Source organism: uncultured Methylophaga sp. (assembly GCF_947259025.1).
Taxonomy (GTDB): domain Bacteria; phylum Pseudomonadota; class Gammaproteobacteria; order Nitrosococcales; family Methylophagaceae; genus Methylophaga.
The window spans coordinates 507,547-531,140 of the sequence record NZ_CAMYKO010000005.1; the positions used below are offsets into that span (position 1 = coordinate 507,547).

The 23,594-nt window shown below is 49.5% G+C and carries 29 protein-coding genes and 2 pseudogenes; 7 read left to right on the top strand and 24 right to left on the bottom strand.

Features of this window, described 5'->3' with window-relative positions; genetic code table 11:
* On the bottom strand, nucleotides 1-2,340 hold the full coding sequence (locus Q0X64_RS08385) for an EAL domain-containing protein (protein ID WP_297811285.1): 2,340 nt from the start codon (nucleotides 2,338-2,340) through the stop codon (nucleotides 1-3).
* 197 nt (nucleotides 2,341-2,537) lie between these two features.
* On the opposite strand from Q0X64_RS08385, the gene Q0X64_RS08390 reads away from it, so the two are divergent.
* The 5 genes from Q0X64_RS08390 (at nucleotide 2,538) to Q0X64_RS08410 (ending at nucleotide 5,987) form a co-directional block, all read left to right on the top strand.
* Nucleotides 2,538-3,095, top strand: a complete 558-nt coding sequence (locus Q0X64_RS08390; RefSeq protein WP_297811287.1) for a glycine zipper 2TM domain-containing protein — start codon at nucleotides 2,538-2,540, stop codon at nucleotides 3,093-3,095.
* Between the two features lie 10 nt (nucleotides 3,096-3,105).
* Nucleotides 3,106-3,504, top strand: a complete 399-nt coding sequence (locus Q0X64_RS08395; RefSeq protein ID WP_297811290.1) for a cytochrome c — start codon at nucleotides 3,106-3,108, stop codon at nucleotides 3,502-3,504.
* 160 nt (nucleotides 3,505-3,664) lie between these two features.
* On the top strand, nucleotides 3,665-3,958 hold the full coding sequence (locus tag Q0X64_RS08400) for a hypothetical protein (RefSeq protein WP_297811293.1): 294 nt from the start codon (nucleotides 3,665-3,667) through the stop codon (nucleotides 3,956-3,958).
* A 6-nt stretch (nucleotides 3,959-3,964) separates the two neighbouring features.
* Nucleotides 3,965-4,648 carry a response regulator transcription factor gene (locus Q0X64_RS08405; protein WP_297811295.1) on the top strand — a complete coding sequence of 228 codons (684 nt, stop codon included), beginning with the start codon at nucleotides 3,965-3,967 and terminating at the stop codon, nucleotides 4,646-4,648.
* Nucleotides 4,635-5,987, top strand: a complete 1,353-nt coding sequence (locus Q0X64_RS08410; RefSeq protein WP_297811298.1) for an ATP-binding protein — start codon at nucleotides 4,635-4,637, stop codon at nucleotides 5,985-5,987. Before Q0X64_RS08405 ends, Q0X64_RS08410 begins: the two co-directional genes overlap by 14 nt.
* Here the strand turns inward: Q0X64_RS08410 and yjgA are convergent.
* Genes yjgA through Q0X64_RS08435 form a run of 5 tightly spaced genes read right to left on the bottom strand, consistent with a single transcriptional unit; the run spans nucleotide 5,981 to nucleotide 10,748 of the window.
* Entirely contained in the window at nucleotides 5,981-6,508 is a 528-nt protein-coding gene (gene yjgA, locus Q0X64_RS08415) for a ribosome biogenesis factor YjgA (RefSeq protein WP_297811300.1), read from the bottom strand. The genes Q0X64_RS08410 and yjgA overlap by 7 nt on opposite strands.
* A gap of 1 nt (nucleotide 6,509) precedes the next feature.
* A complete protein-coding gene (locus Q0X64_RS08420) occupies nucleotides 6,510-6,926 on the bottom strand; it encodes a secondary thiamine-phosphate synthase enzyme YjbQ (RefSeq protein WP_297811303.1) in 417 nt (138 codons plus the stop codon).
* Nucleotides 6,923-7,969: a glycosyl transferase gene (locus tag Q0X64_RS08425; RefSeq protein ID WP_297811306.1), complete on the bottom strand. Its 1,047-nt coding sequence runs from the start codon at nucleotides 7,967-7,969 to the stop codon at nucleotides 6,923-6,925. Before Q0X64_RS08425 ends, Q0X64_RS08420 begins: the two co-directional genes overlap by 4 nt.
* 3 nt (nucleotides 7,970-7,972) lie before the next feature.
* Nucleotides 7,973-9,991: an NAD-dependent DNA ligase LigA gene (ligA, locus tag Q0X64_RS08430; protein ID WP_297811309.1), complete on the bottom strand. Its 2,019-nt coding sequence runs from the start codon at nucleotides 9,989-9,991 to the stop codon at nucleotides 7,973-7,975.
* Nucleotides 9,975-10,748: a cell division protein ZipA C-terminal FtsZ-binding domain-containing protein gene (locus Q0X64_RS08435; RefSeq protein WP_297811312.1), complete on the bottom strand. Its 774-nt coding sequence runs from the start codon at nucleotides 10,746-10,748 to the stop codon at nucleotides 9,975-9,977. The genes ligA and Q0X64_RS08435 overlap by 17 nt, the downstream gene beginning before the upstream one ends.
* Nucleotides 10,749-10,818: 70 nt before the next feature.
* On the opposite strand from Q0X64_RS08435, the gene queF reads away from it, so the two are divergent.
* Complete coding sequence (gene queF, locus Q0X64_RS08440; protein ID WP_297811315.1) at nucleotides 10,819-11,208, top strand: preQ(1) synthase; 390 nt, start codon at nucleotides 10,819-10,821, stop codon at nucleotides 11,206-11,208.
* An 89-nt stretch (nucleotides 11,209-11,297) separates the two neighbouring features.
* Nucleotides 11,298-12,032, top strand: a complete 735-nt coding sequence (gene cysZ, locus Q0X64_RS08445) for a sulfate transporter CysZ (protein ID WP_297811318.1) — start codon at nucleotides 11,298-11,300, stop codon at nucleotides 12,030-12,032.
* On the opposite strand, the gene Q0X64_RS08450 is transcribed toward cysZ, so the two are convergent.
* The 18 genes and pseudogenes from Q0X64_RS08450 to Q0X64_RS08535 all read right to left on the bottom strand — a co-directional run bounded on the left by Q0X64_RS08450 (nucleotide 12,029) and on the right by Q0X64_RS08535 (nucleotide 23,562).
* Nucleotides 12,029-12,223, bottom strand: coding sequence for a (2Fe-2S)-binding protein (locus tag Q0X64_RS08450; protein ID WP_297811320.1), 195 nt, complete (start codon nucleotides 12,221-12,223; stop codon nucleotides 12,029-12,031). The genes cysZ and Q0X64_RS08450 overlap by 4 nt on opposite strands.
* Before the next feature lie 101 nt (nucleotides 12,224-12,324).
* Complete coding sequence (locus Q0X64_RS08455) at nucleotides 12,325-12,474, bottom strand: DUF3096 domain-containing protein (protein ID WP_297811323.1); 150 nt, start codon at nucleotides 12,472-12,474, stop codon at nucleotides 12,325-12,327.
* Nucleotides 12,475-12,540: 66 nt separating this feature from the next.
* Complete coding sequence (locus Q0X64_RS08460) at nucleotides 12,541-12,882, bottom strand: DUF202 domain-containing protein (RefSeq protein WP_297811326.1); 342 nt, start codon at nucleotides 12,880-12,882, stop codon at nucleotides 12,541-12,543.
* Between the two features lie 107 nt (nucleotides 12,883-12,989).
* On the bottom strand, nucleotides 12,990-13,532 hold the full coding sequence (locus tag Q0X64_RS08465) for a cytochrome b/b6 domain-containing protein (protein ID WP_297811329.1): 543 nt from the start codon (nucleotides 13,530-13,532) through the stop codon (nucleotides 12,990-12,992).
* Between the two features lie 35 nt (nucleotides 13,533-13,567).
* Nucleotides 13,568-14,119 (bottom strand): hypothetical protein, encoded by a 552-nt coding sequence (locus Q0X64_RS08470; protein ID WP_297811332.1) that lies wholly within the window; start codon nucleotides 14,117-14,119, stop codon nucleotides 13,568-13,570.
* 394 nt (nucleotides 14,120-14,513) lie between these two features.
* Nucleotides 14,514-16,706 (bottom strand): TonB-dependent receptor, encoded by a 2,193-nt coding sequence (locus Q0X64_RS08475; protein WP_297811335.1) that lies wholly within the window; start codon nucleotides 16,704-16,706, stop codon nucleotides 14,514-14,516.
* A gap of 61 nt (nucleotides 16,707-16,767) precedes the next feature.
* Entirely contained in the window at nucleotides 16,768-17,079 is a 312-nt protein-coding gene (locus Q0X64_RS08480; RefSeq protein WP_297811337.1) for a hypothetical protein, read from the bottom strand.
* A 197-nt stretch (nucleotides 17,080-17,276) separates the two neighbouring features.
* Complete coding sequence (locus Q0X64_RS08485; protein ID WP_297811340.1) at nucleotides 17,277-18,167, bottom strand: DMT family transporter; 891 nt, start codon at nucleotides 18,165-18,167, stop codon at nucleotides 17,277-17,279.
* A 43-nt stretch (nucleotides 18,168-18,210) separates the two neighbouring features.
* Nucleotides 18,211-18,453 (bottom strand): annotated as a pseudogene (locus Q0X64_RS08490) (SMR family transporter); the annotation flags it as partial.
* A gap of 276 nt (nucleotides 18,454-18,729) precedes the next feature.
* Nucleotides 18,730-19,182 carry a hypothetical protein gene (locus tag Q0X64_RS08495; RefSeq protein WP_297811343.1) on the bottom strand — a complete coding sequence of 151 codons (453 nt, stop codon included), beginning with the start codon at nucleotides 19,180-19,182 and terminating at the stop codon, nucleotides 18,730-18,732.
* Nucleotides 19,183-19,261: 79 nt separating this feature from the next.
* Entirely contained in the window at nucleotides 19,262-19,621 is a 360-nt protein-coding gene (locus Q0X64_RS08500; protein WP_297811346.1) for a hypothetical protein, read from the bottom strand.
* Between the two features lie 32 nt (nucleotides 19,622-19,653).
* Nucleotides 19,654-20,109, bottom strand: a complete 456-nt coding sequence (locus Q0X64_RS08505; protein ID WP_297811349.1) for a hypothetical protein — start codon at nucleotides 20,107-20,109, stop codon at nucleotides 19,654-19,656.
* A gap of 102 nt (nucleotides 20,110-20,211) precedes the next feature.
* Nucleotides 20,212-20,792, bottom strand: a pseudogene (locus Q0X64_RS13350) (STM3941 family protein).
* Between the two features lie 78 nt (nucleotides 20,793-20,870).
* Nucleotides 20,871-21,278 (bottom strand): VOC family protein, encoded by a 408-nt coding sequence (locus Q0X64_RS08515; protein ID WP_111658005.1) that lies wholly within the window; start codon nucleotides 21,276-21,278, stop codon nucleotides 20,871-20,873.
* A 146-nt stretch (nucleotides 21,279-21,424) separates the two neighbouring features.
* Nucleotides 21,425-21,820: a hypothetical protein gene (locus Q0X64_RS08520; RefSeq protein WP_297811359.1), complete on the bottom strand. Its 396-nt coding sequence runs from the start codon at nucleotides 21,818-21,820 to the stop codon at nucleotides 21,425-21,427.
* Nucleotides 21,821-21,900: 80 nt separating this feature from the next.
* Nucleotides 21,901-22,464: a hypothetical protein gene (locus Q0X64_RS08525; RefSeq protein ID WP_297811362.1), complete on the bottom strand. Its 564-nt coding sequence runs from the start codon at nucleotides 22,462-22,464 to the stop codon at nucleotides 21,901-21,903.
* A gap of 107 nt (nucleotides 22,465-22,571) precedes the next feature.
* Nucleotides 22,572-22,964, bottom strand: a complete 393-nt coding sequence (locus tag Q0X64_RS08530) for a hypothetical protein (protein ID WP_297811365.1) — start codon at nucleotides 22,962-22,964, stop codon at nucleotides 22,572-22,574.
* Between the two features lie 100 nt (nucleotides 22,965-23,064).
* On the bottom strand, nucleotides 23,065-23,562 hold the full coding sequence (locus Q0X64_RS08535; RefSeq protein ID WP_297811368.1) for a hypothetical protein: 498 nt from the start codon (nucleotides 23,560-23,562) through the stop codon (nucleotides 23,065-23,067).
* Nucleotides 23,563-23,594 lie beyond the last annotated feature (32 nt).

Consider the following 23,594-nt stretch of genomic DNA (forward strand, 5'->3'; position numbering starts at 1 on the left):
TTAAATTTCCCAAGGCTGGGGCTTGCCAATTCGAAAGCCCTGAACAAAATCCACGCCCAGATGTTTCATCGTGATCAGGGTTGACTCATCTTCAACAAACTCGGCGACGGTTTTCAGCCCCAGAACCTGGCCGATACCGTTGATGGAGTTAACGATTTCCAGGTTGACCGAGTTGTGTACGCAGTCATTGACGAACATGCCGTCGATTTTAAGGTAATCAATTGGCATCTGCTTGAGATAAGCAAAGGAAGACAGACCGCTGCCGAAGTCGTCCAGAGCAATCAGGCAACCAATCTGGCGCAACTCGTTAATAAAATGCAGCGCTGAACGCATATTGGTGATAGCCGCGGTTTCGGTGACTTCAAAACAAAGCACCGCCCTGGAGTCTGTGAGCCCGGCAGCTTTGATCAGGCTGATAATGCGTTTATAAAAGCGCGCATCGCCCAGCGACTGCCCTGATAAATTGATACCGTAGATGCCGTGGATATCACGGCCCTGCTCGCGTGCCTGCTGGAGTTGTAACAGCACATGTTCAACCGTCCACATATCGATGGCTGCAACCAGGTTGTAGCGTTCGGCTGCCGGCAGGAACTCACCCGGTGAAATAATGCTGCCGTCATCGTCCAGCATACGGATTAATAACTCGACATGGGGCAGACTGGTTTTGTGGCTTAATGATGGCACGATGGGCTGACTGTAGAGCACCATTCTGTTGTCATTCAGTGCCTGCTGAATGCGGGTAACCCAGCGCATCTCACCATTGCGCTGAACCAGTTCGGTATCGGTCTCACTGAACAGATGAAACCGATCGCGTCCGGCTTCTTTAGCCGCATAGCAGGCGCTGTCAGCCTGTTTCAGTAATTCCACAATGGTACTGTGATGATCAAACATAACCAGGCCGACACAAGCGCTGACCTTAAAACTGTAGCCCTCATAAACAAAATCAAAATCACGGATCCGTGCCAGCAATTGTTCCAGCCGCTGGCAGGCCTGCTGCTGCGAACAACTGGCCAGTAAAATAGCGAATTCATCGCCGCTGAAGCGCGCGACAAAGTCATGCTCATGAAGATCGACCTGCAACAGCGCAGTCATCTGTTTCAACAACGCATCGCCGGCGATATGACCGCAAGTGTCATTAATCACCTTGAATTGATCCAGATCCAGATAACAAAAAGCATGCGCTTGTTCAGTCGGCTGTGCCAGCATGTGTTGCAACTGTTTTTCCAGTGCTCGCCGGTTAGGCAGGCCGGTCATAGCATCATGCAAAGACTGATAGTTGAGATCTTCACTGAGCAAATACTGTTCGGTGATGTCCTGCGCCTGAATCACTACATAATCGATCTCACCTTTATGATTCCTGACTGCCGATATGGTGGCGTTAAGCCATAAAGTTTTACCCTGCTCTCCAAGACAACGTCGGGTAACTCGATATTGTTCAATATCGCCCTGCATTAACTTGTCAAACTGTGGGCTGATATCAGAGGCATCGTCAGGGTGAAGTAAGTCGACAATGCGCTGTTGTTGCAAAGCTGCCTTGTCATAACCGAAAAGCACACAGCCTGATTTATTGACATCAAGGATTTGCAGCTCCTTATCTATCAACAGCATGGGCACACCGGCATCTTCAAAGGTGTGGAGTAAGAAAGTTTCCTTTGCCTGCAGCTCCTGCAACAACGCTGACTGAGCCTGGTTAATCTCTGAAAGATGATTAACCAGTGCCTGATTCTCATTTCTCAGTAACAGGCTTTCCAGCATTTTCTTGTTCAGATTTCGGCTGAGAATGGTGATGGCCACTAAATAAACCACAGTAGTGAGGGCGACAATCTCAAGACCGGCTAAAAACAGACTGACACTGACCGGCAAAATCATGGGCCAGACAAAAGCACAGAAACTACGCAGGCTGCTCAGATGAGAAAACACCGCACCGGCAGACATGCCTGCAAGAATCAACGGTATGGCGATTTGTTGCGTCATTGGCAGCTGATTGCTAAAAACCAGCGCCAGGGCGCCCCAGGTGGCGCCGCTGACAAATAAAGCGGCAGCATAACTATTTTCATACTGGCGCAGCGCTGTCATAGATGGTATTTCAGTGAGTTGGCGTCGCAATGACCGCCACAGAAAAAGCCGACTGCCGTTCACCATCATGGCAACAAAAAACCAGCTCAACACAAATGTCTGGCTCACCTGCGGGTAGAGAACAGCTGCCGTCAGCGCAGTGATAACAAGGTTAGTCAGGATAGCTGTCAGGCCTTGTTGTATCAGGATTTGCAAACACATGGCCTTTACCGAGTCGGTATCGGCCCGCATCTCATCCCTGTATATGTTGTTTGCTGTGTTCAATCTTGCTCCTGGTAACACTGTGCTCATGGACACTGCCTCACAGTGCAGCAAAGTAAAACATATGTGATCCAATTCTCCATGTGAAATCCATCACGCTTTGATCAAAAAACGCCATCGCGCACTTTGTTCGATTCAGTTTTGGTTCAGTTTTGCTTTGCTAATCTGCCTGCAACAGCCTACAAAAGAGGAGTGCTGTCATGAAAAGCGTTATTAAAACTTTAAGCATTTTTAGCGCACTGACCCTGGCATCTGCCAGCGTGATGGCCGACCACGATCGTCGATATAGTTACAGCGGTCAACATTATGAGCGTGGCGACCAGGCAAAAGTGACGCACGTGGCACCGATATACCGCAGTGTCACCGTCACCAGTCCCCAGCGCGAATGCTGGGATGAACCACGCCGCTATCAAAATGACCATAAATCCTACACCAGTACCATTGCCGGAGGCCTGATCGGTGGCGTCATCGGTAACCAGTTTGGCGGCGGCAGTGGCAAGACAGCGATGACCATTGCCGGCACCCTGCTCGGCGGTTCAGTAGGACGCGATGTCGGTGCTCGTCACCGTGACAGTGATTATGGTTATCAGCAACAATGCCGTGTGGTGGAACGAAGCTACCAGGAACAACGCATTGATGGCTATGAAGTCGCTTATCGTTATCATGGTAAACACTACACCACCGTGATGGACCATCACCCGGGCAAGTTTATTCCGGTCGATGTCCATGTTCAGCCGCGTCAGCGTCGATATTATTGAGGGTTTTGTCATGAAAAAACTGATGATTATCATGACCTTGGCTTTGACTTTCTCATACTGGGCGGCGATACCCGCTCAGGCTGATCCACAGCCCTACACTGTGACAAATGGCAATCAGCTCGACAGTCAGACCTATAAAGGCTTCAAACTCTACCGTAACTGGTGCGCCCGTTGTCATGGCACCTATGGTCAGGGACTGGCAGGGCCCAACCTGGCTCAGAGCCTTAACACCATTACCTATGAAGAGTTCATGACCACCGTTGCCGAGGGTAAAACCGGCCAGATTGGCATGATGCCGGCTTGGAAAGCTAACCAGACAGTAATGGATGGCCGCGATAACATCTATAGTTATCTCAAGGCCCGGGCCGATGGCGCAATCGACGCGGTTAAGCCTGACAAAGCCAAATAAGCTTCAAAAGCCCTGATGCCCAAGCGGTATCAGGGCTTGCTTTAACACCATAACTTGTTAAAACTACTATTGCGATCATGTAGGATGACATCAATAAATCAACACCGCCCGGGACGACTTGCGGTGAATGCTGAGACAACAAGCGCCCAAGGTTGGACACATGTTTAAATTTCATTATCTGTTGCTGAGTTTGTTACTGCTGGGCCTGCCGGTGATGGCTGACGAGGAAATTCCTTATGAACAACAGCCCGGCAACAGTATCAATGAAATTGCCCTGCCGTTGACCAAGCACACGGCAGCCGAACTCGCCAAAATTGAAACAGGCGGAAAAATCCTGTCGGTGGATGAACAACAACATGACAACAACATTATCTTCCGGGTAAAAGTACTGCACAATAACGGCAAGGTGAAAGTGCACAAATTCAACCGTGACACCGGTCACGCGGCGCCCTGATCAATCATGCGGGTATTATTGATTGAAGATGAAGTCCACCTGCGCGAGCAGATTTCTGCCCAACTCAAGACCCATCATTTTACAGTCGACCCGGTCGCCGATGGCGAAGAAGGCCTGTATATGGGCTCGGAATATCCCTATGATGTTGCCATTATTGACCTGGGGCTGCCCAAATTGTCCGGCATCGAGGTCATTCAGCAACTACGCCAGCAAGGCTTTGACTACCCTATTCTGATCCTGACCGCCCGTGGCCGCTGGCAGGACAAAGTTGAAGGACTGGAGTCCGGTGCCGATGATTACCTGGTCAAACCGTTTCACATCGAAGAATTACTGGCTAGACTCAATGCCCTGTCACGGCGCGCATCCGGCTGGGCTAATCCTACCCTGAGCTGCGGCCCTATCAGCCTGAACCCCAGTACCCAGCAGGTGACCCGTCATGATCAGAAAATTGAACTGACCGCCTATGAATACCGCCTGCTGCACTACTTGCTGCTACACGCTGGTGAAGTCATTTCCAAAACCGAGCTGACCGATCATATCTATGAGCAGGACCAGGATCGCGACAGCAATGTGATAGAGGTCTTTGTCAAACGCCTGCGCAGCAAACTCGACCCGGATAAACAGATTAACCCGATTGAAACCCTGCGCGGCCGCGGTTACCGACTCAACCTGCCTCGTGAAAGTCGTTAAGCTCTCTTTATCCAACCGTCTGCTGATCGCTGTCAGTCTGGTGCTGACTGCTTTTCTGGGGCTGTCGGCACTGAGCCTCAACAGCGCTTTTGAAAGCAGCGCTGAATCCGAGCAGCGCAAGCGCCTGAAAAACTATGTTTATACTTTGCTGACCGCAGCAGAGCTCAGAGATGATGGCAATCTGGTGATGTCCAGCGATCTGGCAGAGCCCAAGTTTTCCATTCCCAACTCCGGTCTTTATGCGCAGATCACCAGCGAGGGGCAACTGGTCTGGCAATCGCCGTCAGCCATCGGCCATTTCCTCGCGCTGCCTTTTGATCCCGGCCCTTCCAATGAGGAATACCACGAAGTGGAAATGGAAACCGGCCTGACCCTGCAGAACCTGGCTTTCGGCATTGTCTGGGAGGCCGACAACGGCGAGGAAATTCATTACACCATCAATGTCGCCGAAGATATGCAGACCCTGCGTGAACAAACTGCCGGTTTTCAGCGCAGTCTCTGGTATTGGCTGGGTGGCACCGGTCTGATGTTGCTGATTGCCCAGTGGCTGATTCTGCGCTGGAGCCTGCGTCCGCTGCATGATGCCGCCGTTGATCTGCATGCCATTGAAACCGGTGAACACCGGCGTCTCAACGATCAGTATCCACTGGAATTACAGCAACTGACTCACCGCATTAATGCCCTGCTCGATCACGAGGAATCGCGCCGCCAGCGCTATAAAAACTCGCTGGCCGATCTGGCGCATAGTCTGAAAACACCCTTGTCGGTATTTCGTGGCGAGCTGGAAAACAGCCGTGATGTCACAACCCTGCGTGATACCGGCTATGAACAGCTGGATCGGATCAGCACGCTAGTTGATTACCAGTTACAACGGGCCTCCACCGAGGGCAAAAGCAGCCTGCTGGCACCGGTATCGCTGGGTGAAATCATTCATAAAATCATCGGCAGCCTGGACAAGGTGTATCAGAACAAGGCGATCCGCTGCCAGTGTGAAATTGAGCGTGATGCGTTTATTCATGCTGATGAAGGTGATATGTACGAACTGCTGGGCAATCTGCTGGAAAACGCCTACAAATACTGTCACCAACAAGTGCACGTCATTGTCACCAGCCGCAACGATACCGTGAAAATCCGGGTGGATGATGATGGCAGCGGCATTCCGGCTAGGGCGGAAAGCTTTGTGATTAAACGCGGCCACCGTATTGATACCCAGGCCGAAGGTCAGGGCCTGGGGCTGGCCATTGTCAGCGATATCATTGTGGCCTACGAGGGTAATATCCAGCTTGAGCGTGGCCACCTGGGCGGCGCCAGTTTTGTGATTGAATTACCGCGTCACTGATTTTGCTGTAATTGCTGCAGATACTGGAATACCAGCCGCGCTGATTTGGGTGGTTTGTTCTGTTGTGCTTCACGTGCGGCATTGCGCAGCAGTTGGCGCACATGCTGGACATCAAATTCTTCAAACTCGGCAATCAATTCGCCATAGACGGCATCATCACCTGAGAGCAGGCGATCGCGCCAGTTTTCCAATTGATGGAACGCTTTAACCTGCCCCTGATGTGGCTGTCCCAGTTGTGTCAGCCTGCGTTCAATCGCCTCATGATCTGCCTCGGCCAGCAGGCCTCCGATAAAACCGGTCTGACGCTTGAGCGCGCCTTTACTCATCGACTGGCCTTCAGTGACGGCCTCGTAAATGTCCTCCGGCAAGTCCAGTTTGAGTAAATCCCGCTGTGGCAAATCCATCAGTTTGCGTCCAAGGTCGCGAAGCGCCTGTAACTCCTTTTTGATCTGGGTTTTGCTTTTCTGCAGATCAAAATCTTCGGCTGCCTGATCCTGCTGCTCGTGGTCGAATTCGCTCATCTTATTCGCCCTGCACAGTGACAATAACCCGGCGTCGCTGCGGATGCGTCCGGTGCTCCCACAGGTAGACGCCCTGCCAGACGCCAAGGTCACATTGTCCCTGGCTCACCGGCATAGTCAGATCAGGGTTGGTCAGCACGGTACGAACGTGAGCACTCATATCATCCGGCCCCTCGTCCTGATGACGAAACATCGGGTCACCGTCGGGTACGATGTGCTGCATAAAGGTTTCCAGATCATGGCGAACATCAGGATCGGCATTCTCACACAGCATCAATGAAGCACTGGTGTGCTGGACAAAAACATGACAGGTGCCGGTCTGAATACCCGACTCTGCCACCAGTTGCTGCACATCACGGGTGATATTGCTGGTGCTGCGACCATTATTGCTGTAAGTCAGGGTGTGTTGATAAATCATGATTGAATTGCTGCCTCAAAATGTGCTTTGGCTTTACCGCTGTTGATCGTCTCACGGACATGATCGGCGGCCTGTTGCTGTGATGGCTGCAGGCCGGTGTGCCACAGTGCAATCGCCGCACCGAATACCAGGCTGTCATAAGCCGGGCCGCGCTGGCCTGACAAAGCCTGCATGCCTTCTTCCAGGGTGCGTTCTGCAGTCACGCCGTCGTCAATTTTAACACCGCGGGTATCCTGCTCAATGCCAAAATCAGTGGGATCCAGTGGGCAGGACTGCATTTCGCCATGCAACATCCGGTGATTATTGGAGCTGTCACGCAAGGTAGGCACGATGCCCCCTTCCAGTCCACGGGCAATAAAAGCACTGTGATAGCCAAACTCGGCCGCCAGCCAGGAAAGGATAGCCGGGTACTCTTTATGCACAAAGCCGATAGCCAGATGGGTTCTGGCCGTGGCTTTAATGGGCATCAGCATTTTTTCCAGTGTGGCCAGGCTGGGGCGTTTAATCATTTGCGTGCGTAGTTCCTGCAGCGCATACACATCGGGACTGGCCTGTGACTGATCCAGATAGGCCCAGCCGATGGTTTTGTCTTCTATGGCGACTCGCCCCTGTTCGACTGATTGCTGGTAAGGATAGCCTGCCAACTTCAAAACCTGGGCATGGGTGACGCCGAATTTGGGCCCCATTTCAAACACACCCTGAGATACGCTGGGCAATCCAGCGGCGGCCAGCACGGCGGGCAGAAATACAGTCAGCGGGCAATGGCGGTTAAAGCCATTGTAGGGATCGGCAAAGATCAGCAAATCATCGACATCAGCCTGTTGTTGCTGCGTCACGGCCTGCAGGGCCTGCAGAATCCCCAGGTTTTCGTCATTGGTTTCACGCTTCATGCGCATGGCAATAAAGAAAATCGCCGCCCGCACCGGCTCGGCCTCACCGGACAAAATTTCCATGGTCGCGGCATAGGCCTCTTCACGACTCAGATCTTTACTCAGATGGGGGCCGGTCGCGACTTTCTTGATAGCTTCAGCAATTGCTGTCATACATTATTCCTGTGTTAACCATTGCATCAGCGTGTCTTCTCCGACCACTTCAATGCCCAGTGATTCTGCTTTAGTCAGTTTGGAACCGGCATCCGCTCCTGTCACCACATAGTCGGTTTTTTTGGAGACGCTGCCGGAGACCTTGGCGCCCAATGCCAGCAGCTTTTCCTTGGCTTCACTGCGTGACATTTGTTCCAGCGTGCCGGTAAGCACGATGGTCTTACCACTGACTGCAGCATTGACCTGGGCCCGCTCTTCTCTGGGCCAGTTGATGCCCACCGCCAGCAGGCGCTCTATCACTTCGCGGTTATGAGACTGCTGGAAAAAGGTTTCAATATGGTGTGCCACAACCGGGCCAACATCTTCAATTTCGATCAGACTATCAGCGCGGGCCTGCATCAACGAATCCAAATCCGGGTAATTCAGAGCTAATGATCGGGCGGTTGCCTCCCCCACCTCGCGAATACCCAGTGCATAAAGAAAGCGTGGCAAGCGCGTCTCTTTGGCTGCCTGCAGCGCGTTAACCAGATTCTCGGCCGATTTTTTACCCATGCGATCCAGACCGGCGATTTCTTCAGCAGTCAGTTTGAACAGATCGGCCACATCTTTAATCAGCTCGGCATCGACCAGTTGCTCAACCAGTTTATCGCCGAGACCATCGATATCCAGTGCCTTGCGCGAGGCAAAATGTTTTATCGCCTCTTTACGCTGGGCACCACAGAACAGACCGCCGCTGCAGCGTGATACCGCTTCGCCTTCCTCGCGTTCGACATCTGAACCACAGACCGGACACTGCCGGGGCATTTCAAATTCACGCACGGTATCAGGCCGTTTACTCGTAATAACCTTTACGACCTCGGGAATCACATCGCCGGCACGGCGCACAATCACAGTGTCACCGATACGCACATCCTTGCGGCGGATCTCATCTTCATTGTGCAGGGTGGCATTGGACACAGTCACGCCGCCGACAAAGACCGGCTTGAGGCGGGCCACCGGGGTCAAAGCACCGGTACGGCCAACCTGGATTTCAATATCCTCGACCGTCGTCATTTCTTCCTGGGCCGGGAATTTATAGGCAATCGCCCAGCGCGGCGCCCGTGACACAAAGCCCAGTCTGTCCTGCAGTGCAGTATCGTCGATTTTGAACACCACACCGTCGATATCATAGGACAGGCTGTCACGACGCTCAGCCAGTTGCTGAATGTAGTCATAACAGGCTTCCAGCCCGGTCAGGGTCTGCAATTCCGGTGAAATCCGGCAGCCCCAATCGGCAATTTGCTGCATCGCCTGGCTGTGGCTTTCGGGTCTTTCCATCCCTTCAAGGTAACCAATGCCATAGCAATAAATCTCCAGTGGCCGGCTGGCGGTGATCTTTGAGTTCAGCTGGCGCAAGGAGCCTGCAGCGGCGTTACGGGGATTGACGAAGACTTTTTTATTGTTTTCCAGCTGGCTTTTATTGAGCTTTTCAAAGCCATCCTTGGGCATAAAAATTTCACCACGCACTTCCACCACGGCGGGTATCGCCTCACCATGTAATTTCAGTGGCACGGAACGAATCGTGCGGACATTACTGGTGACATCCTCACCACGGGCACCATCGCCACGGGTGGCGGCCTGAACTAAAACCCCGTTTTCATAACGGATACTGATTGCCAGACCATCAAGCTTGGGTTCAGCAGCATAGGTTTGCGGCTGGTCACTGTTAAGCCACTCTCGCACTCTTTTATCAAAAGCGCTGAGTTCTTTCTCATCAAACACATTATCCAGCGACAGCATAGGCAGAGCGTGTTCGACCTCATCAAACTTGTCCAGCGGCTGACCGCCGACACGCTGCGTCGGAGAGTCCGGACTCAGCAGCTCAGGATTATTCTGCTCCAGTTGCTGCAGCTCACGGAAAAGCCGGTCATATTCGGCATCAGGAACTTCAGGGTTATCAGCTACATAATAGAGGTAGTTGTAGTGATTTATCTGCTCTCGCAGCGTGGCTGCCCGTCGCGCCAGCTCAGTTGAAATAGTCATTCGAATGTTGATTGCTCTCTGCCTGGACAGACATCTGGTAGTTGAGAATTTTGCTGCGCATCGCTTCCAGTGCTTCATCGCTGAGCGGTTGACGGGACTCGTCGCAGAGTATGCCGCCTAACTGATCATTCATGCCCTGTGCTGTTTCCAGCAGGTCATCGAACAAAGCCAGTCCGTTTACCGGCCCCGGCAGACGGCTGAAAACTAACAGCCCTGGTGTGTTCATCGACACAAATTTGTCTGGTAACAGCGTGCCCGGATCCAGAATATTGGCAACGCTGAATAAAACCTGCTTGCGGCTGCCGGCATGAAATTTATGATAAATCTGCATATCACCGAAATGCAGATCATGATTGTCCAAAGCAGACTTCACTGCCCGGCCGGTAAAGGCTTTACCCTCCTGCGCCATAATGGTGAATGCCACCACCATATCCCAGTCAGCCACTTCGCTGTCTTCAGCGGACTGAGGCTCAGCCTGGGGCTGCGGCTCATGAACCTGGTCATCAAACAGATCTGGTTCCTGTGGTGGTCTATCAGTCTCCCGGACGGCATCAGCTTCATTGTCTTCCCCCTGATGCAACTCCTGGTCAAACAATGCGTCAAAGCGCTGTTCAAATGATTCGTTGTCGCGCGCTTCATCGATCTCCAGTTCGCGCTCAAAAGCTTTGGCGCGCTCCTGGCTGCGCTGGTGCGAATACCAACTGGTGGCGATAAACGCGACCACGATAACGAGTGTAAGGACAATGATTTCTAGCACTTAAATTAATCTTTGAGTTAAGAGATAATAGCTGCTGTTTAACCGTTTACTTTCAAACCTGAGAGCGTTCATGTCAACTCAACCAAGCAAACAACTGGAAACCTTTCCGAATGCAACACCGGAGCGTGATTATAGCATTCACATTGAATCACCTGAATTCACTTGCCTGTGTCCCAAGACCGGTCAGCCCGATTTTGCCACGATCAAGCTCGATTATGTCCCCGATGAAAAGTGCGTGGAGCTGAAATCATTCAAGCTTTACCTCTGGTCTTACCGCGATGAAGGGGCTTTTCATGAGAAAGTCACCAACACCATGCTCAATGATCTGGTAGCGGCAACCGATCCGCGCTTTATGCGCGTCACCGGCATTTTCAACGTGCGTGGCGGTGTTTACACCACGGTCGTGGCCGAGTACCGCAAAGAAGGCTGGGAGCCGCCCACACTTGTGACCCTGCCCTGAATAAGGTTCTCACCAGTCGGCACACTGCCGGCTGGTGAAAGTCTTTATCACCCCAGCCAGCAATAAGTCATAAGGGATCAGAGGCTAAAATGCAGAATATCATCAAAGGAGCGCGTTACCTGCTACAGGGTTTCAGCCTCATCAATCAACCCGGCGTCCGCCGCTTTGCTTATCTGCCGATGCTGATCAATACGTTGCTGTTCAGCGGCGCGATATGGTTCGGTATCAGTGGATTTGATCAATGGATGAATGCGCTGATGCCTACATGGCTGCCAGAATGGCTGGCCAACGCTTTGATGTGGATATTGTGGCCCATTTTCTTTTTATTGATAGCGCTGATTATCTTTTTTACCTTCTCAATTATTGCCAATATCCTGGCTGCCCCGTTTAATGGTCCGCTGGCAGAAGCCGTTGAAGTCAGGCACTCCGGTCAGGCCCCGCCTTCAATGGCCTGGGGGCAGATCATCAAAGACACGCCCAGGATGATTTTCAATGAAATCAGAAAGCTGGGTTATATGCTGATCTGGATGATCCCACTGCTGATCCTGTCATTGATTCCGGTGATCAACATCGTTTCACCGGTGTTATGGGTACTGTTCTCAAGCTGGATTCTGGCTTTGGATTACCATGATTATCCGATGGGTAACCACAATCTGTTATTCGATGCCCAGCGCAAAACGCTGAAGCAGCAACGTGGTCTGGCTTTGGGTTTTGGTATGGCAACAATGGCGGCCACCATGATTCCAATCATTAACTTTCTGGTGATTCCGGCGGCGGTGGCGGGCGCCACTGTGCTCTATCTGGAGAACCTCAAGCAGGATTAAAGGTTTTCGATTGCCTCATCCAGGATGGCTTCAATATCCCACTCACAGGAACCACAGCCGGACAAAGCCCCGGTTTTACGGGAAATGCTATCGGGGTCAATCACGCCCTGCTCAATCAGGCTGAGGATTTTGCCACGGGTGGTGCCGCTGCAGTCACAAATGATTTCGTCGGGATTATCGGTGTTACTCATGAGACAAAATAAAGAGTCATAAACTACTTTATTATCCCAGAAAACAGCAACGGGCAGATCATCGATCTGCCCGTTGGTTTAAATCAGTCAGAAGCGCTGCTTCAGGGCGTGATATTGAGATTGGCGCCAAACAGTCCAACTAAACCGATAATGATGAGATAGAGCGCGACGATATAGTTCAGCAGGCGGGGCACCATCAGCACCAGAATACCGGCAATCAGGGATAACAGCGGGGTTAATGAAATAGTCATGGCTTCTCCTTGTTGTGGGTGTCAGCAAGTATGCCGCGCAGAAGCTGACACCTGCAAGCCATAGTCTTAAAAGCGCATCAGGAACACACTTACAGCCAGCAACAGCCCGGCCAAAGCTACGCCCAGATTCAATATCAGACTTAGGCCTGTACGGTAGCCAGGTGGCAATTCTGTCGGCTGCAAGCTTGTGAGGATGCGCCGAAACTGGTGCACGGCGATAACGATGCTGGCTATGCCCAAAGCAATAAACACAAGACCCAGCCACAAGCCTAGATTTTGCGGCCAGACTGATGACTGCCCTAATGCTTTCATCATTAAATCAGCGCGCTCGATCATAAAACCGAAAGCCATCAATACCAGCCCCGTACGCTGCCAGGCCAATAGTGTCCGTTCAGCAGCAAAAAACACGCGCGGATCATTCAGGTTAGACATACGTTAATTATGCGTCATTGATAAATTGCAGACAAAAAAATGGGCCCCGCAGGACCCATTTTCTTCTTTCTTGCTGACTTTTATTACCAGCGCAGCATACGACGCACAATGCCATCACTGCGGAAGGCATGGTAAATCGCACCGCTCACGTGAACGGCAATAATACCCAGCAATGCCCAGGCTGCATAAGTATGCAGTTCACCCCAGAACTCGTTCATTTCCTCGTCAGGGGCAGCAATGCGTGGGAACTCGATGCTCCACCAGAAAACGGTATCCCAGCGAGTGTGGGCTGATGACAGATAACCGGTCACACACACTGCGAGAACCAGACCATAGATTGCCACGTGTGCCGCAATCGCCATCCAGTGCATCCAGCCGGTCATATGCTGGGAATCAACCGGTGCCGGTCGATGCCGTAGTCGGACATAGAGCAGCATCAGGATGATAATCACCAGCGTCAGACCGATGTTTTTATGGAGTTGGAATGGAAACGCGCGGAACTGCAATTCCGGCGATGGCAGGGGTAATGCCATCATCCACCAACTTGAGATAAACAAAAAGAAAATTGATACAGCCAGCAACCAGTGCAGGATTACCGCCGTTCTACTAAAACCTTGTCTTTGCATAACAGCTTCCGTTTATATTCGTTGTAGTAAGGGGATTAGGCTTCTGCTTCGGTATGTCTACCGGCCAGAGCGCCAACCACTAACATCAGGTGCAGAATAAACCAGAGCAGAATGCCGCCCAGGTAAACCTCACGTAATGTCGGTCCGGTATTGACTACCGCTGCAAACTGCAGCAAGTCGACAGCTGCCAGACCACTGAATACGGTGACTGCGGCTTTGGAAGCCCACGGTGTGTAATTCACCAGCGCACCACCAATGATGATGGAAATAAATGCCAGTACGGTACCGATAATCGACAATGTCATCTGAGCATTGGGGAACCAATCTGGTGCCGCCAGCGCGACGCCCTGTACTCGATCGATAAGATACTCGCATTCAGCAACGCTGATGCCCTCTTCTTCCAGCTCTTCCTCGGGGCAATCCGCCGGCGGCATCACACCGTCAGCAGGCATATGCTGGGTGACCACGGCCTGTTTCATCGCTTCATTGCCATGCACGGCGGTCAAAAAGACCCCCAGCATGATGGCGATAACACCGAGGATACTTGCCCAGTGCGGCAAGGAAGTCTTGTTGTTTTGGTTAGACATGCAACACCTGTCCTCTCTCGTTATATTGGTTAAGTTTCTCTCTCTTGGCTGAAAGCTGCTTGTCTAGGCCCCTCACCTCTTGCAGCGTTGACTTCAACACAGCTGATAAAGCTAACACAGCGCTAGGCTTTATCAAAGCATCTGACAGGGCTTAAATTGAATGGTTCAGTGACGTTAAATCGCTTATTCACCCCCTGAAATCGCGGGCAAGCCTCCCAAACACAGGCAGGAACAGGCATAAAAAAACCCCGGGCGTGGTTCACGCCCGGGGCCAAATGCGCCGATTTTTTTGCCGCGTAAAAGCGTCAATTCAATAGGCGTCGCTATGACATCAGCTAATGCCATGGCCTGCCTTCTCGTGCATGGTTTAAAGATTTCTAGCTTTTAATAAGGCTCAAAACGGCAGTGTCATCTGAACCGTGACATTACGCCCCGGGCTCAGTGCATAGCCTTTGTAAGTGTCGAGAAAATCTCGGTACTCCTCATCAAACAGGTTATTGACCCGAAGATTGACCTGGCCATGCTCGCCACTCGCCTCATAGGGCAGATCAAACCCGGCATAAATGTTGACCAGGGTGTAATCATCGGTTGAGGCGGTGCCAAAAGGCCTGTCATCAAACTGACTGAAAGGTTCCAGTCGACCGGCAGCATCCTTGTCCATCTTATGAATGACTTCCAGTGTGAGATACGGGTCTTTCAACAGCGCTGCCGATTCAGGTGTCAGGGTGAAGCCCCCTCTTACCTCATCTGCGGCAAGCAAAGGCAGATCGTTGCCACCCCGATCAAAATCACCGCGCACCATCTCGTAGCTACCATGCAAGGCCAGCAGTTTATTCACCTGGTAATGCGCCGACAAATCCGTGCCGTAAAGGGTGGCATCGGCCTGATCAGCCTGCAGAATCGGTAAGCCACCCGCATTGGTGGTACCGGTGTCACCGAAGAATATGTAGTCGCTGATCTTGTTGCGATACACCGTGACTTTGGCCTGCAATCGCTCTGATTTCCAGCGCAGCGATAAATCAGTGTTCAGCGAGGTTTCCTCGTCCAGTGTGGGGTCACCGACCTGCACTGCAGCGACACCGCCATGAACACCATTCACGAATAACTCGAACATGTCAGGCGCTCGAAAGCCTCGGCCGATATTCGCAGCGGCCACCAGGTTATCAGTCACCTGATAACTGGCACCAATAGAACCCGTGATAACGCTGTAGCTCTGCTCTCTCAGAGAGGCATCAGTGGGTATGACACTCTGATCGAAAGTTTCCCCGGCATCCGCTTTCTGCTCACGACGGTCGAAACGCAGTCCGGCATTGACAACCCAATCACCAAAATCAAGCTCTTCAAAGCCAAACAGGGAATAGTTGTCGATCTCTCCCCCCGGTGAGAGCGCCACCGCCCCTCGGGATACCTGCTCTTCGCGAACCACTTCCACACCCCAGCGGCCACTTAACCAGTTGTTAATGTTTTCATGAACCAGTTCCAGCCGCCCGGTATAACTGTCGCGTTCCAGGTCGATAACGATATCCTCTGGCAAAAACTCGCGGGTGCTGCCATTAGGTCGATTCGCCGCTGGTGGCGGGCCGGGATTGGATTGACGCTTGTTATTCGACCAGGTAAAGCTGGGCTCCAGATGCCAGCCGGCTTTCAGATCGATCATGGCTTCCATCTGAAACAAATCGTTTTCCAGCTTCTGGCCGATACCAATGCCGTTGGGCAAGTTGATGGGTGGGGGCAATAAATAGTTATGGTCATCTTCCCAATGCTGATAACGCGCCGTCACCTTACCAAACGGGGCTAACCAGCCGAATGCCAATTCACCGTTTCGCTGTTCATAATCGGTGTGATCCAGTTCGCCGGAAAAATTGGGGGCCCCTTCTCTGCCACTCTCTGGAAAGGTCGAAACATTGGGCGTGGTGATATTGCCACCATCACGGCCCAGAAAAGCCCCGGTGAAGCCGAACTGATCATTGGCCGCATTCAGCCGCAGACCACCCATCCGTTCATTATTATTAGTGCTGTAGCCGCCTGTCAGTGCACCGCCCAGCTCTGTCTCACCGGGTGATGCAAACGGTACAGGCTTGGCAATCACATTCACTGCCCCGCCAATCGCGTCGGAGCCGTAAAGAATACTCGATGCTCCTCTGACGACCTCAACCCGCTCTGCCAGAAAGGGCTCAATATTGGGGGCGTGACGGACACCGTATTGCTGATGGTAGACACCAATACCATTTTGCATTACCCGCACCCGGTTACCACTGAGGCCGCGAATCACTGGCTTGCCGGTCTGGCTGCCGGTAGCAATATTGCTGATACCGGGCAAAGCATCAAGCGTCTGGCCTAATGAAGCGGTCTGGTGTTTTGTTTTTTCTCTGCCCTCCACCACATCAACATCCGCGGGGGCATTGAATGGTCGGGCTTTTCTCGCCGTTCCGGTCACGGTGATGGTATCAAGTGCAGCAGCAGCAACTGCTGTGGCATTATCCGGCTGGGTGTTTTGATCGGCACTGTTAGTGTCCTCCGCAGCAACGTGCATAGGAAACAATGCCAGCGTGCCTAACATCACGCTGGTTCTGAATGAAACAAACATAGGGTTCTCCCTGTAACTGACACGTGCCTGTCCGGCACGCTGAATGACTATCAAAGTGTTATCAGTTCAAAGAGAAATGAGGCGGGCCACGCACCTGGTGATTGAGGAAACCGTCTTCAAGGCTGATATCGGCAGCAACCGGTGTTGCCAATAAAAGTTGGAAGACAATAAAGCTGCCGTCTGTGTTGTTAGCGAGGGCAGATGAGAATAAATGCTTAAAAGTAGCCAGTTCACACTCGCAACTCTCTGTGATCAGTGGCGCATCAAACAGGTGTGCTTCTACATCGTGCGCCAGACTGATTGATTGCAGCACAACCAGCACCAGCAACAAGGCATAAACCTGCCTTTGATATTTGTGAGCGACTGGGGTCATGGACGAAAGTGTTTGAACTAGCTAAAAAATACAATGATATATCGTATCACTTTATGCGACTGACTTAAAATTTGCCTCCTGCTTCGCGGCATTATTAGATCTGGGTTCAGTCATAAATTTGTTCTGACAATGTTTTAAGCGCAATGAGAGAGAAACGCTACATTGCTGGCACAGTGACTCGGGCTCGCAAATGTGAATTATTTGCCAAAGTCCCTGGCTGGCTTGGGGCGTGAATAAATACTTAAAGCAGTGACGGTCAATAATATCAGCCCCATTCCAACAATCTGTGAGGGTGCCAGCGCCTCATTGAATACCATTATCCCGAATAACGCCGCTGTCACCGGTTCGATCATGGCAATGATTGAAGCCACAGCCGGTGCCGTATGTCTAAGCCCTTTGATATAAAGCACAAATGATAAACCGGCCCCCAGAACACCGAGCATCACAAAGAGTAACAAGTCGGCTGAACTGATAACGGCGCTCAGTTGATCAGGTTGAACAGGCGCTACCAGCGCCAGCACAAAGGTCAGAAAAGTAATGGAGAGTATCGCCTGTGGACTGCCATGAGGCGCAGCGAACTTAAAGCCAAAGATAAAAATGGCATAGGACAGACCGGCCAGCAACCCTGCACCGATGGCTAAGGGCGTAATATTGCTGGTTTGGCTATCAAAAACCTGTGTCAGTAATACAATTCCCAGCATCACAACCACAATCGCCGCCCATTTCATCCGGGTCGACTTTTCCAGCTTAAGGGCAAATGACAGCAGAAACACAAAGATCGGCGCGCAATACATCAACGTCGCGGCAACCGCAATGCTGCCCTCATTAATGCTGATGAAATAAAAAGAGAAGTTACCGGCAACGCCAAGACCCGCGATGATCGACCAGAACCACAAGCGAGGGTTGGCCAACTCCGTGGTTCGCTGGCTGACTACCAGCCAGAACAGGACGATCAGCAAGCCAATCGCACCCCGGCAGAAAGACACCAATAACGCATCCCAGCCATTAGCCATCAGCATCCCGGCAATACCACCTGTGAGGCCCCAGAAAAACGCAGCTAAAATCACGTATATCGTGCTGATGTTCATAGACGCCCAGTAAAATTGGAAAGCGCTGAAAATAATTCAGTCATTATGAAGCTGATGACAACTTTAAGCCTAAAATACCCGTGATGATAAGTAATAAGCTGATAACTTTGACCGTATTCAAAGGCTCTTTGAGAAAGACCACGGCAAAAACGACAGCGCCCACCATACCGATACCGACCCACACAGCATAAGCAATACTCAAAGGTAGAGAGCGCATTGCGATACTAAGGCAATAAAAGCTTGCAGCCATCGCAGCAATGGTAATGAATGAGAGAAGCGGCTTAGTAAATCCGTGAGTTTATTTGAGGCCGACGGCCCAAACGACTTCGAGTAAGCCAGCAAAGATAAGAATTAACCAGTCCATAACGACACCTTTTAATGGGGTCGTCCCCACCAGTTAATAAATCTTCGGGTCGTCCCTAAGAAGTTAGCCGGATACTAGCACCACGAAATTTGCCTGGCAACGGGTTCGTCGCATGAGGTTTTACACAAAGGCCGAAGCGTTAGCGTCAGACCCAACGGAAGCGCGCTTTTTGCAGCTGGAGTGAATTTGATGTTTTCGTTAGGAGCTTTCATAACAAAGCTCTCTGAAAGGATGGTTTTGGGGAGAGAAAGAATTTACAAATTTTTTAGTTTCAGCATAAGAAAATACGATTTTGGGCACTTTGTAGGTTTTGTTGGTATTTAAGTCAGTGATTGAATAAATGTTTGTGTTACCTTTTACATTTTTATCTACACTTAAATTAGTGTCCCAGCCGCAAAAAATATCCCGGCCTCGCCAATTTTTGAATCTAATACCGTCTCTGCTTAATGTCATACATGTTAAGGCTGAGACAAATAGCAGCACAAATAGTACGCATCCAACCATAGGTGGTAAAACAAGCAATAAATTATCGAAACGAATATGTCCCTGATAAAAAGCTATACCTAACCCTAAAGCAAACCCGAGCCATGAATTTTTTATCAGGAACACTGATATATCTTTAAATTTCACTTTAAGGTTCAAGGTTTCCATTTTTGCTCCTAACGCTTAAATAAGGGGCAGCGCGGTAGCGCAGCCCCGCGAACGATAGTGAGCAAGCTTACTTTCCTTGTTAGATGCTTTCATCTTCAGCGTTGCTTTTGTTTATATTTTTCGGGATGAACTTACTAACTTGCAAGCCAATAGCTGCTAATGAGAAAAAAATCCCAAAAAGTGAACAACCAAATGCTGTTTTATAAAAAGTAAAGTCTGCAGTTAATGAAGCGTTAGATTTGCCAAACATAATAATGGTTAGAAGAGGAGCAATGACAAGCATTACATTTGAATATACAACCCAAAACCCCGCTCTTTCAGCGTTGCCACAAATATCTATCAATATTTTTCTAAGTGGTTTCAATAAAGCAATAATGACAACGCCACTTACAAATATGCCGATAAAAGTTTCTATAAAAAACAAGCTTAACTGATTCATTTAACTTCCTTATTCTCTATTGCCTCTAACGCCTAATTAAGGGTCTGACGCGAGACGGCAGTCCTTTTTGAATTTATGGTTAGGTTTTTACTATAGCCAAGATACAAAATGTAGCAGCCAAACCCAAGAATGAAAGTGGCAGTATAAAATTTACCTAAGTATTCACAAAGTAGCCCAATTATTGAATCAAACATGGCTATTTTGTATGAAGGATAAATAACAGCAAAAGAGCTCACAGGACATGTCTCACCAAGCAAAACTTCAATAGCAAGTAAGAACATCCCCATTCCTAATACAATGAAAAGCCTTACATATGCTTGTTTTGAGTATGGTGTGCCTATTGGCCATACCAGATAGACAAGAGAAAAATAGATAATGGCAATAAATGCCAAAGGGATCAATGATGTTGAAGAAGAGTAAGTGGCAAGTGCTATAACAATAGCAAAAAGTGTCATGACGAAAATTAAGAGTCCTTTCACAAATTTCATTTTGAAACCTAACGCCTGAGCTCAGAGGCGTTTGACGCGATGGTATTTATTGGCAATGACCAATAAATCGGCAACGGGTTAAACGTCCTTTGCAGCATATTGTTAGGAACCTGAACCATATTTGCTAAAGCTGTTTTCTACAAGTTCTAGTAACTTTGAATAGCTGATTTTTAGTGAATTCGATGATATAGCAATTGGACTGCCAACCATTTTCATGTTTGCTTTGTTTAAGGCACGCTTCATTACGCCGCCCCGATTTACATATTTTTCGGGATCTTGGACATAGATTATTAGCATTTTTTGTCTTTGAATCTGATATTCGCTAAACCCGATATTTCCGCCCATGGGATAAGCCCGGCAGATACACCGCTTGAATTATCCGTGATGCCCTTATGATTGAAGATTAGCCCCGGCTTTGAATCGAAGAGTTTAGTGATGCCATAAGCGGCACATAAACCGAAAAACGCCATGCAGATGTAGCCAACTGCATGGGCTATTTGAGGGTTGCTGTATTTGCGTGAAGATTCGATTTGTTCGGAATCTAATGTGGTGAGCCAAAGAGCTCCAACCACAAATGCCAGTGACCCAGCAATAATCAGAATGATTTTAAATTTGCTGAGCGCTATTACTATTTCGTCTTCGTTTTGCAACGTACTCTCCTTGGTGCCTAACGCCGCGCACACCGGCGCGAGCTTGCGAGCGTCCGGCAGCCGGAGGCTGCGTGGTGCTGCGCTTGGTTATGTGTTGATTCGGCTGCCATATTAGTTCGACAGGTTAAGCTGCCACGACACGCCATACCTATCCTTTAACCACCCAAATTTCTGGCTAAAGCCATAGTTATCCAAAGGCATTAGCTCTGAACCACCTTCGGCGAGGGCCCGAAATGCCTTCTCTATTTCGCTCATTGATTCACACTCAACGTACAGTGACATGGAAGGTGTAAAGGTAAATTGGTGGTCAAGATGGCTGTCCAGCGCCATAAACTCGGTACCGCTTATCGTAAACCTAGCCATCTTCGCAGAACCTTCTGGTTCATGCTCGCCAGCTTCGTAGCGCTGAAGGTCAATGATCTCTGAATCAGGGAATAGAGAGGTATAAAACTTGATTGCCTCCTCGGCTTTCCCGGCCTGTTCCCCGACAAACATGAGCGAGGTCTTAATGGATTTCATCTGTTCCTCCGTTCTAGTTCGCACACATAACGCCGCTATAAGCAGCCATAATGGAGGTGATTGTTTTGCGCTAGCGTAGCGGCCAGCGCGAAATCTAGCACCGAAATGGAGGTCTGCTTGATGGCTTGGTTATGTTTTGTAGCATGCTAATTGAACCACTTTCCGTCACGTAAATTTTGATAGTCTGCCTTGGCAGTAATGCGAACCATATTCGAAATAGCTCCATTTGCCCGACCATGATCTAATTCCGTAAGGAAAGCCTCAACCTCAGACTCCTGTGCGTGGAGTATAATATCCAGATACTTCTTTTGTTCACTTTTGCTAAGAGCTGTCTCTTTAAGCTGAAATGGATGGTGCATAGCGGCCTGAAGCAACGTAGCTCGCCACTCATCAGTAGCTATGATTTCAAAATCACGATTTTCCAAGGGCACAGTAACACCAAAATCGACAAACCCGCTAGCAATTGAAATTTTCAATGAGTAATCCCCATCTTTTGCTATTGCGATCATACGTAGATTTTGAAATTTAATTTTCTTTTCCATTTTCCTGAATCGGCTCTCGATCAAGTGGAAACATAACGTTTTAATCAGCTGACGCGTTAGCGGTCAGCTGGATTTTTTTGTTATACGGCAACGTTTGTTTCAATGCCTTTACTTTTAATAAATACTAAAAAATCATATAGAGATTCACCATCAAATGCTTTAGTAGCAAAATCGAGTTTGAATTTTTGCCCATCCTCATGAGTAAATGTCAGTCTTGAAGCTGCTTGATCTTTTACTTGAAGGCTTCCTAGATTTGGAATCGTGATTGCAGCTTTCTCTATGATGTGTGCCTCACCTAAAGAAACTTTTTTTATTTTACTTAATGGATGCTGGTAGTCTATTGATTTCCAGCCACTTTTCCCTTTTACAAATAGATTATTATCAATAATGGAAAGGTTATAAGAGGCCAATGACTTGGTTATGCCATTGATATAAAAATATGCTCCTATTAGCACTAACAAACCACTTATAAGAAAACTTAATTGGGTTGCTAGCTGCTCATTCATTCCAAATGATTCTTTTAAAAAGATCATTACGATAAAAAATAAAACCGCACCATAGAAAAAAGCAGAGAAAATGATTAGAGGAAGCCAGCCGACAAAAGATTTTAATATGGCTTCTTTCGTTTTAACTTTTGTTTTCATAATTATCCTTATTCGTATAACGCTTTGCTAAGGGGCAACCGAAACGCAGTGTAGGTTGTCCCGCGGAGGCCGCGCCTTTTGCGGCCGGAGTGCACTTGAGCAACTTGTTATGCATATGACTCCATAATTCGCTTAGCATCATTAGTTACTGACTCAAGAGAGATATCTTTACTTGCCCTAAGATCAGTTTCCCAAGTATCTGGATTGCGCCAAAATTTGCTCTTAGCTGATAAACGAACGGATAAATCTTTGTTTACTCGTGAAATTAGGAAGGAAGCGTGTGACCAACGCTCGGCTAAATCCCACTCCTTTTCTCTTTCTCGCTCTCCACCTTCTGCTCTATGAAGAAGATAGGTTTGGGTTTTCTCAGAAGCTTCAACTACTACTTGTAAAGCATTGATAGCTTCACCGGTTTTATTCGCTTTCTTAGCCTCTAAATAGGCCACAAAAGATGTAACCAATGCAGTTAACGCAATCCAATCTGAAACTTCCGGGTTCATGATTCCTCCTTATGCATAACGCCCGGCTTTAGGGCGGACTTGTAGCCGCGCAGCGGCGGAAAGGCCGTCCCAGCCCCGAAGGGGCGATAACAGCCGTTTGTTAGTTGTGCTGCTTAAATTCGCTGTAGGTTAATCCAAGGGCCTTAACAGGCTTTCCGGTTCCAGAGAACTCAACAAGCACCCATGCTTCACATACAGTTTTGCAATTGCCGCCGCCCCAGAGTGAGAATGCGACCGAGTGCGGTCCCACGCATGCTACAGGCTTAGCCAAATACTTTCTTTCATCGTCTATCCGTTCATAGGCAGGGAGTATGGCATCAACCTCGAACGCGTCGTTCTCAACCGTATCAGACACGTATGAAATACTTTGCTCTAATACGTGCGGCTTTCCATAGTGGCCCATAGTTATTTCATAAGGGATTTCGGATTCTCTCAAACTAAACGGCAAAGATTGGACTTTGGAAATAATTTTGAATGATCTACATTCCAGACTAACTTCGTCCGTTCTAACTTCATATGTGATGCCCTTGTGGGACAATTGGCCTGCATTGGCTACCGCCAACAATAGGTAAGCAACCAGAAAGACTAACGCTTTCACCTAATTCTCCTGTCCAACTAACGCCTGAGCTG

Excerpts from the sequence above, each read along its gene's own strand:
- Q0X64_RS08390 (WP_297811287.1), top strand. The coding sequence starts at position 2,538 with ATGAAAAGCGTTATTAAAACTTTAAGCATTTTTAGCGCACTGACCCTG.
- Q0X64_RS08395 (WP_297811290.1), top strand. The coding sequence starts at position 3,106 with ATGAAAAAACTGATGATTATCATGACCTTGGCTTTGACTTTCTCATAC.
- Q0X64_RS08400 (WP_297811293.1), top strand. The coding sequence starts at position 3,665 with ATGTTTAAATTTCATTATCTGTTGCTGAGTTTGTTACTGCTGGGCCTG.
- Q0X64_RS08405 (WP_297811295.1), top strand. The coding sequence starts at position 3,965 with ATGCGGGTATTATTGATTGAAGATGAAGTCCACCTGCGCGAGCAGATT.
- yjgA (WP_297811300.1), bottom strand. The coding sequence starts at position 6,508 with ATGAGCGAATTCGACCACGAGCAGCAGGATCAGGCAGCCGAAGATTTT.
- Q0X64_RS08420 (WP_297811303.1), bottom strand. The coding sequence starts at position 6,926 with ATGATTTATCAACACACCCTGACTTACAGCAATAATGGTCGCAGCACC.
- Q0X64_RS08425 (WP_297811306.1), bottom strand. The coding sequence starts at position 7,969 with ATGACAGCAATTGCTGAAGCTATCAAGAAAGTCGCGACCGGCCCCCAT.
- ligA (WP_297811309.1), bottom strand. The coding sequence starts at position 9,991 with ATGACTATTTCAACTGAGCTGGCGCGACGGGCAGCCACGCTGCGAGAG.
- queF (WP_297811315.1), top strand. The coding sequence starts at position 10,819 with ATGTCAACTCAACCAAGCAAACAACTGGAAACCTTTCCGAATGCAACA.
- cysZ (WP_297811318.1), top strand. The coding sequence starts at position 11,298 with ATGCAGAATATCATCAAAGGAGCGCGTTACCTGCTACAGGGTTTCAGC.
- Q0X64_RS08450 (WP_297811320.1), bottom strand. The coding sequence starts at position 12,223 with ATGAGTAACACCGATAATCCCGACGAAATCATTTGTGACTGCAGCGGC.
- Q0X64_RS08455 (WP_297811323.1), bottom strand. The coding sequence starts at position 12,474 with ATGACTATTTCATTAACCCCGCTGTTATCCCTGATTGCCGGTATTCTG.
- Q0X64_RS08465 (WP_297811329.1), bottom strand. The coding sequence starts at position 13,532 with ATGCAAAGACAAGGTTTTAGTAGAACGGCGGTAATCCTGCACTGGTTG.
- Q0X64_RS08470 (WP_297811332.1), bottom strand. The coding sequence starts at position 14,119 with ATGTCTAACCAAAACAACAAGACTTCCTTGCCGCACTGGGCAAGTATC.
- Q0X64_RS08475 (WP_297811335.1), bottom strand. The coding sequence starts at position 16,706 with ATGTTTGTTTCATTCAGAACCAGCGTGATGTTAGGCACGCTGGCATTG.
- Q0X64_RS08480 (WP_297811337.1), bottom strand. The coding sequence starts at position 17,079 with ATGACCCCAGTCGCTCACAAATATCAAAGGCAGGTTTATGCCTTGTTG.
- Q0X64_RS08485 (WP_297811340.1), bottom strand. The coding sequence starts at position 18,167 with ATGAACATCAGCACGATATACGTGATTTTAGCTGCGTTTTTCTGGGGC.
- Q0X64_RS08495 (WP_297811343.1), bottom strand. The coding sequence starts at position 19,182 with ATGGAAACCTTGAACCTTAAAGTGAAATTTAAAGATATATCAGTGTTC.
- Q0X64_RS08500 (WP_297811346.1), bottom strand. The coding sequence starts at position 19,621 with ATGAATCAGTTAAGCTTGTTTTTTATAGAAACTTTTATCGGCATATTT.
- Q0X64_RS08505 (WP_297811349.1), bottom strand. The coding sequence starts at position 20,109 with ATGAAATTTGTGAAAGGACTCTTAATTTTCGTCATGACACTTTTTGCT.
- Q0X64_RS08515 (WP_111658005.1), bottom strand. The coding sequence starts at position 21,278 with ATGAAATCCATTAAGACCTCGCTCATGTTTGTCGGGGAACAGGCCGGG.
- Q0X64_RS08520 (WP_297811359.1), bottom strand. The coding sequence starts at position 21,820 with ATGGAAAAGAAAATTAAATTTCAAAATCTACGTATGATCGCAATAGCA.
- Q0X64_RS08525 (WP_297811362.1), bottom strand. The coding sequence starts at position 22,464 with ATGAAAACAAAAGTTAAAACGAAAGAAGCCATATTAAAATCTTTTGTC.
- Q0X64_RS08530 (WP_297811365.1), bottom strand. The coding sequence starts at position 22,964 with ATGAACCCGGAAGTTTCAGATTGGATTGCGTTAACTGCATTGGTTACA.